Here is a 17054-nt window from a genome sequence, read left to right on the forward strand (position 1 = left end):
GAGGGGCGACGCCCCTCCAGCCTTCACTTACGACACAGCGGCCTTCCGCCCGAACTTCCGTTTCGACCATTCCCGCATGCTTTGGAACACGACATAGAGCATCGGGATGATGAAGATGCCGATGACCGCGGCACCAATCATGCCGCCGAACACCGCCGTGCCCACCGCGCGACGCGACAGCATCGCCGCGCCCGTAGCGAAGACCAGCGGCACCAGGCCGAGCACGAAGGCGATCGAGGTCATCATCACCGCGCGAAAGCGCAGCCTGGCCCCCATGATCGCCGCCTCGCGGATGGAAAGGCCTTCCTCGCGCTTTTCCTTGGCGAATTCGACGATCAGGATGCCGTTCTTGGCGGCCAGCGCGATCAGCACCACCAGGCCGATCTGCGCATAGATGTCGAGCGGCATCTTGGCGACGAACAGCGCCCCGAAAGCCGACAGCACGCCGACCGCCACCGACAGCAGCACCGGCACCGGGATGACCCAAGATTCGTACAGCGCGACGAGGAACAGGTAGGCGAACATCACTGCCAGCGCGAGGATGTAGGCCGTCTGCCCGGAGGCGAGCTTCTCCTGATACGCCGTGCCGGTCCATTCATAGCCATAGCCGCGTGGCAGCACGCGGGCCGACAGGGCTTCCATCGCCGCAAGCCCCTCGCCCGAGGAAACCCCCGGCCGTGGTGCGCCGTTGATCGAGATGGCGCGGTAGTTGTTGTAGCGGAAGATGGTCTGCGGCCCGAGCCGCGTCTGCACATCGGCGACCGCGCGCAGCGGCACCATCTCGCCACGGTTGTTGCGCACATGGATGCGCCAGATGTTGTCGACGTCGCGCCGGTCGGCCGCCTCGGCCTGCAGGTTCACCTGCCAGGTCCGGCCGAACAGGTTGAAGTCGTTGACATAGAAGCCGCCCAGCGTCGCCTGCAGCGTGGCGAAAACGTCCGAGATGCGCAGCCCGAGCGCCTGTGCCTTCTCGCGGTCGAGGTCGAGAAACAGCGTCGGATTGGTGGCGTTGAAAGTGGAGAAGACCGCGGTCAGGTTGGGGTCCTGGTTCGCGGCCACCACCAGCGACAGCATCACCGCGCCAAGGTCCGCCGGCGGCCGGCCCTCGTAATCCTGCAGGATGTATTCGAAGCCGCCGCCGGTGCCCAGGCCGATGATCGGCGGCAGGTTGAAGGCGAAGACATTCGCCGTACGGATCGCACTGCCCGCGCCGAAGACCCGGCCGATCGCCGCCTGCACCGACATCGCCGCCGTGGTGCGGTCGGCGAAGGGCTTCAGCCGCGCCACCAGGAAGGCGGAATTCGACTGCGCGCCGCCATCGATCAGCGAGAAGCCGACGATCGCCAGTGTCCCCTGCACCGAGGGGATGGCTTTCAGGATTTCCTCGACCTGGACCACCGCCTCGCGCGTGCGGGAGACGGAAGCCCCCTGCGGCAACTGCACCTGCACGAAGAAGGCGCCCTGGTCTTCCTGCGGCAGGAAGCCCGAGGGCGTGATCTTCGACATCTCCCAGATGCTGAAGAAGAAGACGCCGGTCAGCACGATGGACAGGATCGACACGCGCACCAGCCGCGTCACGATCCCGGCATAGCGGTCGCGCACCCAGTCGATGCCGCGCAGCCAGCGGCCCATGATGCCGGGCCGATGCCCGCCGGCATGCGGGTGCGGCCGCAGGAACACCGCGCACAGCGCGGGCGAGAGCGTCAGCGCATTCATCGCGCTGATGATCATCGCCGCGCTGATCGTCACCGCGAACTGGCGGAACAACTCGCCCGACAGGCCCGGGATGAAGCCGATCGGCACGAAGACCGAAAGCAGCACGAGCGTGATGGCGATGATCGGCGCGGTGATCTGCGCCATCGCCTTCTTGGTCGCCTCGGCGGGGGTGAGGTGCGGTTCCTCTTCCATCACCCGTTCGACATTCTCCACCACCACGATGGCGTCATCGACGACGATGCCGATGGCCAGCACCATGGCCAGCAGCGAGATGGTGTTCGCCGAATATCCGAGCGCGAGCAGGATGATGAAGGCGCCGATCAGGCTGACCGGCACCGCGATGGTCGGGATGATCGTCGCGCGCATGTTCCCCAGGAACAGGAACACCACGATGACGACGAGGATGAAGGCCTCGATGAGGGTCTTGATCACCTCGTGGATCGTGTCGTTCACAAAGTCCGAGGTGTCGAAGAAGACGCGGTGGTTGACGCCCGCCGGGTAGCGGGTGCGCATTTCGTTCAGGGCCTGCCGTACATTCTCGGCGGCCGTCACCGCATTGGCGCCGGGCTGGAGATAGACGCCGAAGGTCACCGCCGGCTTGCCGTCGAAGCGGCTCTCGGTGTCCATGCTGGCGGCGCCGAGTTCGACGCGCGCGACATCACGCACCCGCAGCACCGACCCGTCGGGGTTGGCGCGGATCAGGATGTCGCCGAACTCCTCGGGCGTGGACAATCGTCCGCGGGTTTCGAGGTTGATCTGGAACTGCTGGTCATCAGGCACCGGCCGGCCGCCAAGCCGGCCGACGGGTGCCTGCACATTCTGCGCCTGAATCGCCGCGACCACGTCCGATGGCGTGAGGTTGAGGCTGATCAGCCGGTCCACCTCGAACCAGATGCGCATGGAATAATCCATCGCGCCGAACAGGTTCACCTGGCCGACGCCGGGCACGCGGGCCAGCCGGTCGACGATATTGATGGTCGCGTAGTTCGACAGGAACAGCGGCGTGTGCTCGCCGCTCTCGGAATACAGGAAGATGAACTGCAGCACCGCGGAGGACTGCTTGCGCACGGTCACGCCCTGGCGCTGCACCTCCTGCGGCAGTCGCGCGAGCGCGGCCTGCACGCGGTTGTTGACGTTGACGGTGGCGAGGTCCGGGTTGGTGCCGAGCTGGAAAGAGACGTTGAGGCTGTAGGACCCGTCATTGGCGCTGTTCGAGCGCATGTAGATCATGCGGTCGACGCCATTGACCGAGGCCTCGATCACCTGCGCGACGGTCTGTTCGATGACGGTCGCCGAGGCGCCGGGGAAGCGAGTGGTCACCGAGACCTGCGGCGGCACGATGTCCGGCAGCTGGGAGACCGGGATGCGCAGCATCGCCAGCGAGCCGGCCAGCGCCGTGACGATGGCGATGACCATCGCGAAGCGCGGCCGGTCGACGAAAATGGCTGAGAACACGGGCGCTCAGCCCCGCGCCGGAGTGGCGGCTCGTGCCGGCGGCGGCGCTGCTGGCGCGGGATTCACCGGCTGGCCTGGCCGGACGCGCTGCACGCCGTCTACCACCACGGTCTCGCCGCCCTGCAGGCCGGTCTCGACGACCGCGACCTCGCCGGTCGAACGGCCGAGGGTGATGTTGCGCCGCTCCGCCTTGTTGCCCTCGCCGACGATGAAGACATAGGCCCCCTGCTGGTCCTGCAGCACGGCGGCGCGCGGCAGGGTGATGGTCAGCACCGGCTCCGCGCCTTCCAGATAGACGGTGACGAACTGGCCATCGATCAGGAAGCGCGGGGTGACCGGCGTCTCGCTCTCGGTGGCGCGGCGCACCGGGTTCGGGATCAGCGCGCGGATCAGGATGGTGTCGGTGTTGCGATCGATCTGGTTGTCAACGAAGTCGACGCGGCCGACCTGGTCATACATCCGCCCATCGGCGGTTCGGATGCGCACGCGCAACGCATCAGGCCCGCCGCGCCCTTCGAAGCGGTTGCGCAGGTCGAGCGCGGTGCGCTGGCTGACCGTGAAGGCGACGCGCATCGGGTCCTGGCTCACGATGGTCGCGAGCGTTCCGGCATCCGGCCCGACGACATTGCCGACCGACAGCAGCGCGCGACCGATCTGCCCGGCCACCGGCGACTTGATGTCCGTGTAGTCGAGGCTGATCTGCGCGACGCGGACCGCCGCCTGGGCCGACAGCACCGAGGCCGCGGCGGTGCGTTCGGCCGCCTGCGCATTGTCGAGCGCGACCTGCGTGCCCGCGCCGGTGCGCCGTAGATCCTGCGCACGGCTGAGTGCGACCCGCGCATTCTCGAGCGTCGCGGTGGCACCAGCGAGACTCGCCTGCGCCTGTTCGAGCTGCGCCTCGAAGGGGGCGCGCTCGATGCGGAACAGCACCTCGTTCTCGGTGACGTCGCCGCCCTCGCGGAACAGCCTTTCCTGCAGGAAGCCGACGACGCGGGCGCGGATGTTGACGCGGTCCGTGGCCTCGACCCGGCCGACGAATTCCGATGTCTCGGTGACAGGGCGGCGTTCGGCGGTGATGACGCCCACCGCGGGTGGCCCCTGCGGTCCGAACTGCGCGGCGGCCGGCTGCGCACCGGCGAGGAGCAGCGCGACAGCGCCGGCAAACAGTCGATTCATGACGACATCCATTGGCGAACCCCGGAGATGGGGCGGGCTTGTGCAGGGCGTCAAGCCCGCCCGAGCCTCGTTCGAAACTTAACAGTCTCCAATAAAATTTCCGTGACGAGCGGATGTCGCTTCAATGGGCAACGAAAACCGGGCAGGGCGAGGCGGTCAGCAGCTTCTCGGTCTTCGACCCGCGGAACAGGTTGCGCAGGCCGGAATGCCCATACGCGCCCATCACCATCATGCGCGCGGGCATGGCCGTCGCTTCGGCGAGCAGCGCGTCGAGCGGATGGCTGCTGACCACCGCAACGGGTTCTGCCGTCAGGTCGTGGCTGCGCAGATAGGCCGACCCTTCCTCGGCGAGGCGCTGCGCGTCCGGCTTGGCGGCGGCGATCGAGAGCACCTTCACCGGCAGGCCGGCGCCGATGCCAAGCAGCGCGAAAAGCTGCATCGCCCGCATCGAGGAGATCGACCCGTCATAGCCGACCAGCACGCCGCCGGCCGCCGGCACCGGCTCGGCCGGGACAACGAGCAGCGGGCGCGCGCCGTCGCGCAGCAGCGCCTCGATCACCGGCGCCAGGCCGCCGTCATTGACCTCTAGCCCGAGCGTCGCATCGCGGCCGATGACGAGCAGGTCATGCGAGGCACCAACGGCGAGCAGCGCTTCCTCCGGCGCCTCGGTCAGGCGCTGCTTGGTGAAGGGCGTATCGCCGGCGGCCACGATGCAGGCGGCGAAGGCCTGGTCGGCCTCGGCTTCCAGCCGCTGGGCGCGGGCGGCGTCGCGCCGTTCCTTGAAGGCGCCGGCACCGGGCGGCACGGCTTCATTGGCGTCGCGCGCATGCGGCCAGTCGAGCACGGTGGCGGCGGTCAACGCGGCGCCGGTCTGCCGGGCCAGCGCGAAAGCGAGGTCCCGCGCCCGGGTGGAGCCCTCGGTATCGTCCAATGCGACCAGGATACTGCGCAGCATGGCTCAACCCTCGCCCAGGATTCTGGAGCCTGTCCCGCACGGGCGGAGCCTGGCGCCGTGTCATTCCCGCCCGGCGGCGGGACCGCGCAGCGCCGACGCAAGGGCGATGATCGGGCCGGTGCCGGCAGATGGGCACACGCTCTAACGCGGATCGCCCCTGGCGCGAAGCCTGGCGGGCTGTCCTGACGCGCCGGCACCGGCCCGCGCGCCCGTCCATCCAGGATGCTGACGTCGGGCGGCCGGGTGGGGGGGCGGGCCGGCGCCGGCCGGAACACACGCTCACGGGCGGATCAACCGCAGCCGTAGCGTGCGGCTGGCCCAGTCGATCACCGCCACGGCGGCGAGGATCATCAGGATGATGAAGGCCGCCTCGTCCCAGTTGTTGATGCGGATCCTGTCCGACAGCGCGAGGCCGATCCCCCCGGCGCCGGCCACGCCGAGGATGGTCGCCGAGCGCGTGTTCGATTCCAGCGTGTAGAGCACCTGCGAGAGCATCACCGGTGCGACCTGCGGCAGCAGCCCCAGCCGCACCGCGAGCAGTCGGCCCGCCCCGGCCGCGCGCACCGCCTCCACCTGGCGGCGATCGGCCGCTTCCAGCGCCTCGCTGAACAGCTTCGCCAGGGTGCCGATATCCGGCACCATCAGCGCCAGGATGCCGGCGAAGGGACCCATCCCCACCGCCGAGACGAAGATCAGCGCCCAGACCAGCGTGTCAACGCCGCGCAGCCCGTCATAGAGCCGCCGCACGGAGAAGCGTAGCAGCGCGGAACCGACCACATTGCCGGCGCCCAGCAGCGACAGCGGCAGCGCCAGGCTGGCCGCCAGCACGGTGCCGAGGAAGGCCATGGCGAGGCTCTGGGCGAGGCCTTCGAGCAGGTCGGGCAGGTCGCCGCCTGGGCTCGGCGGCCACATCAGCGCCAACAGCCAGCCAAGCCGCGACAGCCCTTCCCAGACGCGGCCGGGCGAGGCATCGACGCGCCACAGCGCCGCGGCCAGCAGCAGGAAGCCGGTGGCGAAGATCACCGGCGCGGTGCCGAACCGCCTCATGCGCGCGGCCCGATCACGCGCCGGCGCAGCCGTTCGCACAGCAGGTCGATGGCCGCGACGGTCGTCAGGATCAGCACCACGATGGCCGAGATGTCCGGGTATTCGAACTGACGCACGGCGAGGTAGAGTTCCTCCCCGATGCCGCCGGCACCGACGATGCCGAGCACGCTCGCCTCGCGCATGTTGATCTCGAAGCGCAGCAGGCCATAGCTCAGCACGCCCGGCATCGATTGCGGCAGCACGCCGAAGCGCATCTGCTGCGCCCAGGACCCGCCGGCCGAACGGACGCCATCGACCGGGCCGTGCTGGGCGTTCTCATGTTCCTCGGCGAACAGCTTGCCGAGCGCGCCGGTGCTGTGCACCGCGATCGCCAACATGCCGGCGAAGGAGCCGAGGCCGAAGGCGTAGACAAAGATCAGCGCCAGCACGAGCACCGGCACTGTGCGCGCCAGTTCCAGCAGCCGCCGCGCCGGCATCACCGCCCAGCGCGGCGCGAAGGTCGCGGCGGCGGGGAAGGAGAGCAGCAGCGCCGCCAGCCCGCCCAGCACCGTGCCGGCATAGGCGATCAGCAATGTATCCCCCAGCAGGCGCAGCCAATGGCCGAGGCCCCACATCCACTCGGCGAGGTCGGCACCCAGCGTGTCCAGCCGCAGCGTCGGGATGGTGCGCCAGATGTAGTCCGCCGCCATTGGCAACCCGGCGGCGAGGCGCCGTGGATCGACCTCGCCGACCCGCGCGGCGAGGATCACGGCGGCGAGGAAGACCGCGGCGCCGACCAGCAGCGTCCGGCGCCGTGCCAGCGCGGCCTGCCGCCAGCGCCCTGCGGCGGCGCTCTGCGCGAGGCTGGTCACGTGCCGCGGTTGCGGCGACGCGCCAGGTTCTCCTGCACCACCTCGATCACGTCGAGATAATCCTCATGCGTCGCCGGCGCGATGCCGCGGGCGTCGGAAGCGGCGACGCGGAAGGCGGCGGGGTCCTCGGTTGGCAGCGCCATCACCGCGGCGATCCAGTCGCGTTTCAGGCTCTCGGGCAGTTCCGTGCGCAGCACCCAGGGAGAGTTCGGGATCTCGGGGCTGGTCCAGATGATCCGCGTGCTGCCCGCCGGGATCATCCCCTTCTCCTCCATGCGCTGGATGTTGCCGCGCGTGGCACTGTTCCAATAGGTCGCGCCGGCATCGTAGGTGCCGTTGAGCACGGCGATGACGCTCTGCTCATGGCTGCCGGAGAAGCCGGTGCGCGAGAAATAGGTGGCCGGGTCGAAGCCGCCGCGACGCAGGAAATAGGACGGAAAAGCGAACCCCGAGGTCGAGTTCGGGTCGGCGAAGGCGAAGGACTTGCCGCGCAGGTCCTCCATCCGCTGATAGGGGCTGTCGGCCTTCACGAAGGCGACGGAATTGTACCCGGTGCGTCCGTCATCGCCGATGTCCTTGGCGAAGGCGACGACGCGATCGCCCATGACGCGGCGTGCGAGTGCGTAGTTGGCCGGCCCGATGCGGGCGAATTCGATGTTGTTCGATCGCATCGCCTCGACCACGCCGGCATAGTCGGTGGCGCGATAGACGCGCAGCGGCACGCCGAGCTTGCGCTCCATATAGGCGGCGAAGGGCTGCTGGCGCGCGATGGCGTCGCGTTCATTCTCGGCCGAGGAGATGCCCAGGCGCAGTTCGCGATACTGCGCGCGCCAATCGGCCTGGCCGAGGGCCGGGCGGGCGAGCACGGCGAGGGCGGGCAAGCCCAGGAACAGGCGGCGCGAGGACATGGCGGGTCTCCGGTGCAGGACGGCGCCCCGGTGCCATGGCGATCGCGACGCTTCGGTGACGCGATGATGAATTGCCCGTGATGCAAGGCTTTGGCGGGCACAAGCGGCCCGCTTGTCCGGCCTGGAGCAGGTCCCGATCGGGCGACGCCACCTGATCGGGTGAAGAGGCGCGCATAGGCAACAGCCAAGGGGTGGATTCCGTGAGCTGGAGCGAACGGAACCCCCTAGCGCGGCCCGGGCAGCCGTAGGAAGGCCAGGGTGCAGACCGAAAGCGCCGCCGCGAAGACCAGCAGCGCCGCCGCCAGCCCACCCGAGGCGGCCGCGACGCCCGAGGCCGCCTGCAGCACCGCCGCGCCGCCGAAGAACGACACATTCATCGCCGACAAGGCACGGCCGACGCGTTCGGGCGGCACCGCAGCGCGCACCAGGGCGAAGCAGATCACCTGGGTGGAGACCAGCAGCCCGAAGGCGAACAACAGCAAGGCATCCGCCGCCACCCCCCAGCCGAGCGCGCCGCCGGCGACGATCAGCACGATCGCCGCCGCGGCACCGAGTTGCCCGGCAGCCAGCATGCCGCGCCGGTGCCGCTGGAAGCGCCTCTCCAGCATGCCGGCAACGGCAGGGCCGATGATCAGCGCGATGGTGCAGGCCAGCAGCACATTGCCCGCCGGCACCCGCGCCAGGCCCTTCACCTCCATCAGCCAGGGCCCGCCCCATAGCCCGCGCACGCCGAGCACCGCGGCGAAGGAGGCGAAGGCGATCACCACCGGCCCGCGAATGTCACGCGACAGGCCAAGAGTGACGACGTCGCGCGCATCCTCCAGCATGGACCGTCGCGCCTGCGGCGCGACGCGCACTTCCCGCACCACGACCGCGACGGTGAGCGCCGCGCCCAGCGCCAGCATGGCGCAGGCGACATAGCCGCTGCGCCAACCGGCATGGTCCACCAGCAGCGCCAGCGGGCTGGCGGACAGCAGCATGCCGGTATTGCCGAAGGCCTGGATCACACCGCCCCACAGGCCGAACGCCTGCGGCGGCAGGTTCTTCGCCGCATAGGTCATGGGGCACATCAGCATCCCCGAACAGCCGACGCCGAGCACCAGCTGCGCCGCCAGCATCGACCATGGCCCGGTCGCCACCGCGCCGAGCGCCGCGCCCACCGCCGCGATGGCCAACAGGGCCAGCGCCGTCGGCTTCACGCCGAAGCGGTCGAGCGCCACGCCCACCGGCAGCATGGTTAGCGCGAAAGCGGCGGGAAAGGCGCCGGTCAGTGCGGCGAGGCCATCCGCGCTGACGCCGAGGTCGGCCTGCAGCACATCCGCCGCCATCGCCGGCAGGGTCCGCACTGCATTCGAGAATACATGGCCGAGGGTGAGGGCGAGGATCGCGATGCCGAGCGCGCTCACGCCGCCACCGCGCCCGCCTGGCTGTCCATGCCGGTCAGTTCCGGAAGATCTTGCCCGGATTCATGATGCCGCGCGGGTCGAGGCTCGCCTTGATGCCGCGCATGACCGCGAGCGCTTCCACCCCATGTTCCTGTTCGAGGAATTCCCGCTTGCCGAGGCCGACGCCATGTTCGCCCGAACAGGTGCCGCCCAGCGCGAGGCCCTGCGCGACGATGGCGCGGTCGAGCGCCCAGGCCTTCTCCAGCCCTTCCTGGCTGCCTTCTGGGAACAGGATGAGGCAGTGGAAATTGCCATCCCCAACATGGCCGACGATGCAGGAGGTCAGGCCCGACGCCTTGGCGGTTTCCTTCGCCTGGACCACCGCTTCGGCGAGGCGCGAGATCGGTACGCAAACGTCGGTGGTGATGCCGCGATGTGCCGGCTTTAGGTTCACCGCCGCCCAATAGGCATCGTGCCGCGCCTGCCACAGCCTGTTGCGCGCCTCGGCATCGGTCGCCCAGGCGAAGCCGGAGGCGCCAAAATCGGCGGCGATCGCCTCGACCGATTCCGCCTGTTCCTTCACCGAGGCATCGGTGCCGTGGAATTCGAGGAACAGCGTCGGCAGCGGCGCGAAGCCTTCCAGCTTCGAATATTTGATGCAGGCTTCCATCTGATCCTCGTCGAGCAGCTCGATGCGCGCGACAGGCACGCCGGTCTGCATGACGGTGATGACGGTCTCGACCGCCGCGGCGAGCGTGGGGAACTGGCACACCGCCGCCGACATCGCCTCGGGGATGCCATGCAGCCGCAGCCGTACCTTGGTGATGACGCCGAGCGTGCCTTCCGAGCCGATGAACAGCCGCGTTAGATCATAGCCGTTCGATGCCTTGCGCACCCGCCCGCCGGTCTCGATGACACGGCCATCCGCCAGCACCACTTCGAGCCCCAGCACATTTTCCCGAATGGTGCCGTAGCGCACGGCGTTGGTGCCCGAGGCACGCGTCGCGCACATGCCGCCGATCGTCGCGTGGCTGCCGGGGTCGACCGGGAAGAACATGCCCTTGTCGCGCAGGAAGGCGTTCAGTGCCTGCCGCGTAACGCCCGGTTCGATCAGGCAGTCCATGTCCTCCTCGTTGACTTCCAGCACTGCCGTCATGCGCGACAGGTCGAGCGAGATGCCGGCGCGGACCGGATTCACATGGCCTTCCAGTGAAGTGCCGGCGCCGAAGGGCGTCACCGCCACGCCATGCTGGTGGCACAAGGTGAGGATGCGGCTGACCTCCTCGGTCGTCTCCACGAAGGCGACGGCGTCGGGCAGCGTCGGCGTCGTGGTGTCCTCGCCGCGGCTGTGCTGTTCGCGCACCGAGGCATTGACGGAAAGCCGCTCGCCGAGAAGGTCGCGCAGGGTGGCGATGACGGTCTCGACAGGCGTGGTGGTGAGGGACATCGGGCTTACTCCACCCGCCCGAGTGGGCAGGTCAGGCAATGGGGGCCGCCGCCACCGGCGGTGAACAAGGACAGATCGGGGTCGAGCACGGTCAGCCCCTCGGCCCGCAGCGCCGCGTTCAGCGCCGCCGACCCGCGGGCGGATACCACCTGATCCCTACCCAGCGCCAGGATGTTGCAGCCGAGTTGCATCGCGTCGCGATACGCCACGTCGATGCAGCGAATGCCATGCCCGGCGAGCCAGGCGACGAAGTCGGGGTCGAGCACATCTAGGCAGGCCACCGCCAGCCCGGGCGCCGCCATGCAGAACAACACGTCGAGATGCAGGAAATGTTCGTCGAACACCTCGACCCGCACCTCCCAGCCTTCGCCGCGCAGCCAAGTGGCGAATTGCTCGGCGCCCGCAAGGTCGGTGCGCCCGCCCGAGGCACCGACACAGGCGAGCCCCGGCCGGATGATGTGGATGTCGCCGCCTTCCAGCGTGCCGGCGCTCGACTTGCGCCAGAAATCCCCGCCATGGAAGTCGATGACGGCGGCGTATTCGCCACGCCGCTGCGGCCGTTCGAGCTGCGTCAGCACCGGCCCCCAGGGCGTCACCACCGCCGAATCCCGCGTATAGGCCATGTAGGGCAGGTGCGGTTCGGGTGGCAGCACGTGCACCCGCGCACCGCCCTGTTTCAGCGCCGCGACCAACTCGCCATGCTGCGCGGCCAGCGCCATGGCCGAGGGCTGCTGCGCCCCCGCCAGCGTGCGCCGGACGATCGAATTGGTCGGTATCCAGCGATAGTGATCGGGCGGGCAGACCAGCACATCGGTCAGCGCGCCGGTCTCGGAATGGACGGCCCAGGATGACATGGCCGAACCCTGCCCCGCCCCCCGCGCGGCGTCCAGCACCGGGGTTTGACGCTTTTCGGGACCCAGCCTAGCGTCCCTGCCATAGCAGCCCAACAAGAGAGGAAGCAGCGCCATGGCAAATGCGGTCAAGGAAGCGTGGAAGGCCGGCAAGGCCGTGGTGAATGGGTGGCTCGCCATCCCGAACGCGTTCTCCGCCGAGATGTATTCGAAGTGCGGCTGGGACAGCGTGACCGTCGACATGCAGCATGGCGTTCAGGACTACCTGTCCTGCGTGGCGTGCTTCCAGGGCATCCAGCTCTCCTCCGCCACGCCGATGGTGCGCGTGCCGTGGAACGAGCCCGGAATCGTCGGCAAGGTGCTCGACGCCGGCGCCATGGGCATCATCTGCCCGATGGTGAACACCGAGGCCGAGGCCCGCGCCCTGGTGCAGTACGCGAAGTACCCGCCCGCCGGCACCCGTTCCAACGGGCCGATCCGCGCCGGTGCCTATGGTTCCTCGGGCAACTACCAGAAGACCGCCAATGATGAGATCCTGATCATCCCGATGATCGAGACCAAGACGGCGATCGAGAACATCAAGGCGATCCTCGACGTTCCAGGCATCGACGGAATCTATGTCGGTCCCTCGGACCTCTCCTTCTCCTACGGCAAGGAGCCGAAGCTCGACGTCGAGGACCCGGAAATCCTGGCGATCTACGACATGCTGCTGACGGAGACGTCCAAGCGTGGCATCGCGGCGGGGCTGCACAACGGCTCCCCGGCCTATGCCAACAGGATGATCCAGAAGGGCTTCAAGCTGGTCACCATCGCCAATGAGGTCGGGCTGATGTGCCAGGCCGCGACGGCGGCGGTGAAGACCGCGCGGGGCTGAGGATGGACGGCGCGGTGAAGCGGCAGCCAAGCCGCGCCGACTTCCGGTTCTTCCTGTCCCACCGGGTGCGTTACGTCGAACTCGACACCCAGGGCATCGTCTTCAACGCCCATTACCTGACCTGGTATGACGAGGCGGTGTCGGACTACATCCGCGCCGCCGGCTGGGCCTATCAGGATGAGGTGAAGGCTTCCGGCGCCGATTTCCACGTCGTCCGCGGCCTGGTCGAATACAAGGTCGCGATCGGCCGCAAGGCGGAGATCGAGATCGGCGCCCGTTGCACGCGCATCGGGCGTTCCTCGGTCACCTTCCAGCCGGCCGTCTTCCCCGCCGGCGGCGACACGCTGCTGGCGACCGGCGAGATCGTCTGGGTGCTGACCGACCAGGCGACGCGCCGGCCCATCCCCGTCCCCGACAAGCTGCGCAGCATGCTTTCCGTCTTCGAGGGGATGGATTTCAGCGCCGCACCGTAGGACGCTGCCGCGAACACTGCGGAAGCTTGGGATGGAAACGGATTATCTGATCATCGGCGCCGGGTCGGCCGGCTGCGTCGTCGCCGCGAGGCTTTCCGAGACCGGCGCGCGCGTCACGCTGCTGGAAGCCGGGCCGAAGGACCGCCATCCCTGGATCCACATCCCGGCCGGCATGCTGAAGCTGCTGCAGAACCAGAACCTGGTGAACTGGGGCTATGTCGCCGAACCGGACAAAGCGGTGAACGACCGCGAGATCCGCTGGCCGCGCGGCCGCACGCTGGGCGGCACGTCATCAATCAATGGCATGCTCTATGTCCGCGGCAATCCTGCGGATTTCGACACCTGGACGCAGATGGGCTGCCGCGGCTGGTCCTATGCCGATGTGCTGCCCTTCTTCCGCCAGTCCGAAACCTATCGAAACGGCGGCGACACCAATTTCCGCGGCACCGACGGCCCGCTGCAGGTCGAGGATTACCGCACCATCCTGCCGCTGACCCATCGCTTCATCGAGGCGGCACAACAGGCCGGCCACCCTTTCCGCAAGGACCTCAACGGCGAGGAACAGGAAGGCGTCGGCTATTCCCAGATGACGCGTGTCGGTCGCTGGCGTGGGTCGACCGCGCGGACGTATCTGCGCGCCGCCGGCGACAGCGTTCGCGTTGAAACCGAGGCCCAGGTCAGTCGATTGCTGTTCGACGGCCGCCGCTGCATCGGCGCCGAATTCCGCCAGGGCGGCGAGCTGCGCCGCATCACCGCGACGCGCGAAGTGGTCCTCTCCGGCGGCACGGTGAATTCGCCGCATGTGCTGCAGATCTCCGGCATCGGCCCGGCGGAACACCTTCGCTCCCTCGGCATCGAGGTGCTGGCCGACATGCAAGCGGTCGGCGCCAACCTCCAGGACCACTACGTCTCCCGCGTGCAGCACCGGGTGAAGAACAGCCTGTCCACCAACCAACTGGCGCGCGGCGTGCGGTTGGCCGGCGAGGTCGCGCGCTTCTTCCTGCGCGGCAATGGCGCGCTGACGTTTGGCGTCACCACCGCGCAGGTCTTCGCGCGGTCGCGCGACAGCCTGGCCAGCCCCGACCTGCAATTGCTGTTCACGCCGGCCTCCTACGCGCTCGGCCAGTTCGGCGTGCTCGAGAAGGAACCCGGCATGACCTGCGCCATCTGCCCGGTGAAGCCGGACAGCCGCGGCACCGTGATGGCGCGTTCCGCCGACCCCTTCGAGAAGCCGGCGATCCGCCCGAACTACCTCTCGGCACGTTCCGACCAGGCGCTGCTCGCTGCCGGCATCCGCATGGTGCGCGACATCTTCGCGCAACCCGCCATCGCGCAGCATAGCGTGCAGGAAATCCTCCCCGGCCCCGGCGTTGCCAGCGATGACGAGATGCTCGCCTTCAATCGCCAATACGGCACCACGATCTACCACCCGGTCGGCACCTGCCGCATGGGCGAGGATCCCGCCAGCGTCGTCGACAGCCGCCTGCGCCTGCGCGGCTTCGAGGGCCTGCGGGTGATCGACGCCTCGGTGATGCCGACGCTGACCACCGGTAACACCAACGCGCCGACCATCATGATCGGCGAAAAGGGCGCGGCGATGATTAAGGAGGATGCAGCGGCGTAGCGCGGGGACACATCTGCGCTGCTTATCCGGCTTGGCGGCAACGCGCCCCGGGCTGAGGATGCGTGGCGATGAGCATTGCCACCAACCGCGCCCTGACTGTCGCCGTGCTGGGCACGACGCAGACCCTGTCCTGGGGGGCATCCTATTATCTGCCCGCCATCCTCGCGACACCGATCGCCGCCGAGTTCGGCGTCTCGCGCGCCACCATCTTCGGGATATTCTCCCTGGCGCTGCTGTTGACGGCGGTGCTCGGCCCGGCGGCCGGCCGCGCGATCGACCGGCGTGGCGGCCGCGACGTGCTCGCGGTGTCCAACGTCGTCTTCGCCATCGGCCTGGTGATGATGGGCCTGGCGCCGGGGCTGCCGGTGTTCTGTCTGGCCTGGGCGGTGATGGGCATGGCGATGGCGATGGGGCTGTACGATGCCGCCTTCGCCACCCTCGCCGGGCTGTACGGCAAGGATGCGCGCAACAGCATCACCGGCATTACGCTGATCGCCGGCTTCGCCAGCACGGTGGGTTGGCCCACCTCGGCCTTCATGGAGGCTGAATGGGGCTGGCGCGGTGCCTGCTTCGGTTGGGCGGCGTTGCAGATCCTGCTCGGTCTGCCGCTCAACCGCCTGCTGATCCCCCGCGTGCCGCCGCCGGCCAAGGCGGCACCGGTCGCGACCGCCTCCGGGCCCGAACCGCAACTGCGCGACATGGTGCTGCTCGCCTTCGTGCTGGCGACGGCGGGATTCAGCGCGGCGGCGCTTGGGGCGCATCTGCCCGGCCTGCTGCAATCGGCCGGCGCCACGGCGGCCGCGGCGGTGGCCGCCGGCACGCTGCTCGGCCCGGCGCAGGTCGGCGCGCGGATCCTGGAATTCAGCTTCCTGCGCAACATCAATCCGCTGGTCTCGGCACGCATCGCCGTGGTGGCGCATCCGCTCGCCGTCGCCGTGCTGATGCTGGGCGGCGCGCCGATGGCCGCGGTCTTCGTGCTGATCCATGGGGCGGGGAACGGGATGCTGACCATCACGCGCGGCACGCTGCCCCTCGCGCTGTTCGGCCCGGTCGGCTACGGGCACCGCCAGGGGCTGATCACCGCCCCGGCACGCGCCTCCCAGGCCTTCGCGCCGTATTTCTTCGGGCTGCTGGTCGATGCCGTCGGTGTGCAGTCACTGTGGCTGACGGCGGGGCTCGGCATGGCCGCGCTGGGCGCGCTGTTCCTGCTGCGGATGCGGGAGGCGTGATGAGCGCGCCACGCCGTCCCTGATCGGGATCGAGGAACCGACAGGGGCCTCTTCCACCAAAGCCCGAGAGCAGATCGCCGTTGGATGGAATCACCCGACCGGGTGACGATGCTCGCCCAAGATTGGCGGGAGCAGACGGCGTGAACGCGCGTGACGGCAGCCTGCTCCAAGCGTCTCGGGACACGGCCCCTTGGCGCCGAGGGCAGGATCGGCGCCGAGACCCACCATGGTGCACAGACCGTGCAGAGCGGGGGCAGCATACCCACGATGCCCGGCACCAGACGACGGCTTTCCAAATGACACTGTCATTTGGTGGGGTGGTTTGGAGGGGCAAAGCCCCTTCAATCCCCACCAACCGACACGCGCCACTACCGCGGCAGCGTCTCGACGAAATACTCGTAGTTATCGGCATTCTCCGCCGCCTGGGCGGCGTTCTCCTTCGCCAGCCGCATCGCCCCGCTCGGCCGATAGGCATGGTCCACCGTATTCGCCGCGATGTGCGAGGTTTCGTGGATCAGGATGCCCCAACGCGCATCCGTCCCCTCCATCCGCGCGCGGAAATAGGGCGGGCAGAGGCCGAGCACGAAGTCCCGGCCCCGCGCATAGGCGAAGCGCCCGCCCGGGCAGCCGGCCGGGTCGTTGCAGCGGATATCGACCGCTTCCATATCCGCCAGCCGCGCCGCCGTGACCTCCAGCGAGAGGCGGATCGTCTTGCGCGGCGCATCGCCGAACCAGCGCCGGACATGGGGGTCGTCGGGCCGGTCGCGCACCAGCGCGATGGCGGCGGCAAGCCGCGTGCGCGCCTCGGCCAACGCGTCGTCGATCAGCGCGCGATGGGCCGGCGCGCAGGCGGGGCCCGGCATGTCGGCGGCGGTCACCACGGCCGGCGGCGGCTTCTCGGTGGGCAGCGGCACCTGCAGCACCTGGCGGTTCGGCTCCAGCGCCGGCGGTTTCTCGGTCGGCAGGCCGGACGGCACATCCGTCGCCGCCATCAACAGCAGCGCGGCGGGCAGCAGGGGGAACAACAGTCGGTTCATCGCGCTCGATCATGCCACGGCGCGAG

At 69.1% G+C, this 17054-nt stretch carries 14 protein-coding genes; 4 read left to right on the forward strand and 10 right to left on the reverse strand.

Annotated features, from left to right (window positions below; all coding sequences use genetic code 11):
• Window positions 1–27: 27 nt before the first annotated feature.
• From IEY36_RS21410 to IEY36_RS21450, 9 genes are all read right to left on the reverse strand, one after another.
• Entirely contained in the window at window positions 28–3171 is a 3144-nt protein-coding gene (locus tag IEY36_RS21410) for an efflux RND transporter permease subunit (RefSeq protein WP_188970645.1), read from the reverse strand.
• Between the two features lie 6 nt (window positions 3172–3177).
• A complete protein-coding gene (locus IEY36_RS21415; RefSeq protein WP_188970647.1) occupies window positions 3178–4347 on the reverse strand; it encodes an efflux RND transporter periplasmic adaptor subunit in 1170 nt (389 codons plus the stop codon).
• A gap of 121 nt (window positions 4348–4468) precedes the next feature.
• Window positions 4469–5302: a universal stress protein gene (locus IEY36_RS21420; RefSeq protein ID WP_188970649.1), complete on the reverse strand. Its 834-nt coding sequence runs from the start codon at window positions 5300–5302 to the stop codon at window positions 4469–4471.
• A gap of 279 nt (window positions 5303–5581) precedes the next feature.
• A complete protein-coding gene (gene phnE, locus IEY36_RS21425) occupies window positions 5582–6349 on the reverse strand; it encodes a phosphonate ABC transporter, permease protein PhnE (protein WP_188970651.1) in 768 nt (255 codons plus the stop codon).
• Window positions 6346–7200, reverse strand: a complete 855-nt coding sequence (gene phnE, locus IEY36_RS21430) for a phosphonate ABC transporter, permease protein PhnE (RefSeq protein ID WP_188970653.1) — start codon at window positions 7198–7200, stop codon at window positions 6346–6348. The genes phnE (IEY36_RS21425) and phnE (IEY36_RS21430) overlap by 4 nt, the downstream gene beginning before the upstream one ends.
• Window positions 7197–8108, reverse strand: a complete 912-nt coding sequence (phnD, locus tag IEY36_RS21435; RefSeq protein WP_188970655.1) for a phosphonate ABC transporter substrate-binding protein — start codon at window positions 8106–8108, stop codon at window positions 7197–7199. Before phnD ends, phnE (IEY36_RS21430) begins: the two co-directional genes overlap by 4 nt.
• Before the next feature lie 224 nt (window positions 8109–8332).
• Window positions 8333–9514, reverse strand: a complete 1182-nt coding sequence (locus IEY36_RS21440) for an MFS transporter (RefSeq protein WP_229681479.1) — start codon at window positions 9512–9514, stop codon at window positions 8333–8335.
• A 34-nt stretch (window positions 9515–9548) separates the two neighbouring features.
• Complete coding sequence (locus tag IEY36_RS21445; RefSeq protein WP_188970662.1) at window positions 9549–10940, reverse strand: FAD-binding oxidoreductase; 1392 nt, start codon at window positions 10938–10940, stop codon at window positions 9549–9551.
• A 5-nt stretch (window positions 10941–10945) separates the two neighbouring features.
• Complete coding sequence (locus tag IEY36_RS21450) at window positions 10946–11794, reverse strand: dimethylarginine dimethylaminohydrolase family protein (RefSeq protein ID WP_188970664.1); 849 nt, start codon at window positions 11792–11794, stop codon at window positions 10946–10948.
• A 112-nt stretch (window positions 11795–11906) separates the two neighbouring features.
• Between IEY36_RS21450 and IEY36_RS21455 the strand changes: the two genes are divergently transcribed.
• The 4 genes from IEY36_RS21455 (at window position 11907) to IEY36_RS21470 (ending at window position 15991) form a co-directional block, all read left to right on the forward strand.
• Entirely contained in the window at window positions 11907–12665 is a 759-nt protein-coding gene (locus IEY36_RS21455) for an HpcH/HpaI aldolase family protein (protein ID WP_188970666.1), read from the forward strand.
• Window positions 12666–12679: 14 nt separating this feature from the next.
• Window positions 12680–13138, forward strand: a complete 459-nt coding sequence (locus IEY36_RS21460) for an acyl-CoA thioesterase (RefSeq protein ID WP_229681480.1) — start codon at window positions 12680–12682, stop codon at window positions 13136–13138.
• Between the two features lie 31 nt (window positions 13139–13169).
• Window positions 13170–14762, forward strand: coding sequence for a GMC family oxidoreductase (locus IEY36_RS21465; RefSeq protein WP_188970671.1), 1593 nt, complete (start codon window positions 13170–13172; stop codon window positions 14760–14762).
• A gap of 68 nt (window positions 14763–14830) precedes the next feature.
• On the forward strand, window positions 14831–15991 hold the full coding sequence (locus IEY36_RS21470) for an MFS transporter (RefSeq protein ID WP_188970673.1): 1161 nt from the start codon (window positions 14831–14833) through the stop codon (window positions 15989–15991).
• 368 nt (window positions 15992–16359) lie between these two features.
• Here IEY36_RS21470 and IEY36_RS21475 read toward each other — a convergent pair whose 3' ends face one another.
• Entirely contained in the window at window positions 16360–17028 is a 669-nt protein-coding gene (locus IEY36_RS21475) for a M35 family metallo-endopeptidase (RefSeq protein ID WP_188970675.1), read from the reverse strand.
• Between the last annotated feature and the right edge of the window lie 26 nt (window positions 17029–17054).

The sequence above is a fragment of the Neoroseomonas lacus genome, from assembly GCF_014644535.1.
Lineage (GTDB): Bacteria > Pseudomonadota > Alphaproteobacteria > Acetobacterales > Acetobacteraceae > Neoroseomonas > Neoroseomonas lacus.

Coding starts and splice junctions, on each gene's coding strand:
- IEY36_RS21450 (WP_188970664.1), bottom strand. CDS start 11,794: ATGTCATCCTGGGCCGTCCATTCCGAGACCGGCGCGCTGACCGATGTG.
- IEY36_RS21445 (WP_188970662.1), bottom strand. CDS start 10,940: ATGTCCCTCACCACCACGCCTGTCGAGACCGTCATCGCCACCCTGCGC.
- phnD (WP_188970655.1), bottom strand. CDS start 8,108: ATGTCCTCGCGCCGCCTGTTCCTGGGCTTGCCCGCCCTCGCCGTGCTC.
- phnE (WP_188970651.1), bottom strand. CDS start 6,349: ATGAGGCGGTTCGGCACCGCGCCGGTGATCTTCGCCACCGGCTTCCTG.
- IEY36_RS21475 (WP_188970675.1), bottom strand. CDS start 17,028: ATGAACCGACTGTTGTTCCCCCTGCTGCCCGCCGCGCTGCTGTTGATG.
- IEY36_RS21470 (WP_188970673.1), top strand. CDS start 14,831: ATGAGCATTGCCACCAACCGCGCCCTGACTGTCGCCGTGCTGGGCACG.
- IEY36_RS21420 (WP_188970649.1), bottom strand. CDS start 5,302: ATGCTGCGCAGTATCCTGGTCGCATTGGACGATACCGAGGGCTCCACC.
- IEY36_RS21455 (WP_188970666.1), top strand. CDS start 11,907: ATGGCAAATGCGGTCAAGGAAGCGTGGAAGGCCGGCAAGGCCGTGGTG.
- IEY36_RS21465 (WP_188970671.1), top strand. CDS start 13,170: ATGGAAACGGATTATCTGATCATCGGCGCCGGGTCGGCCGGCTGCGTC.
- IEY36_RS21415 (WP_188970647.1), bottom strand. CDS start 4,347: ATGAATCGACTGTTTGCCGGCGCTGTCGCGCTGCTCCTCGCCGGTGCG.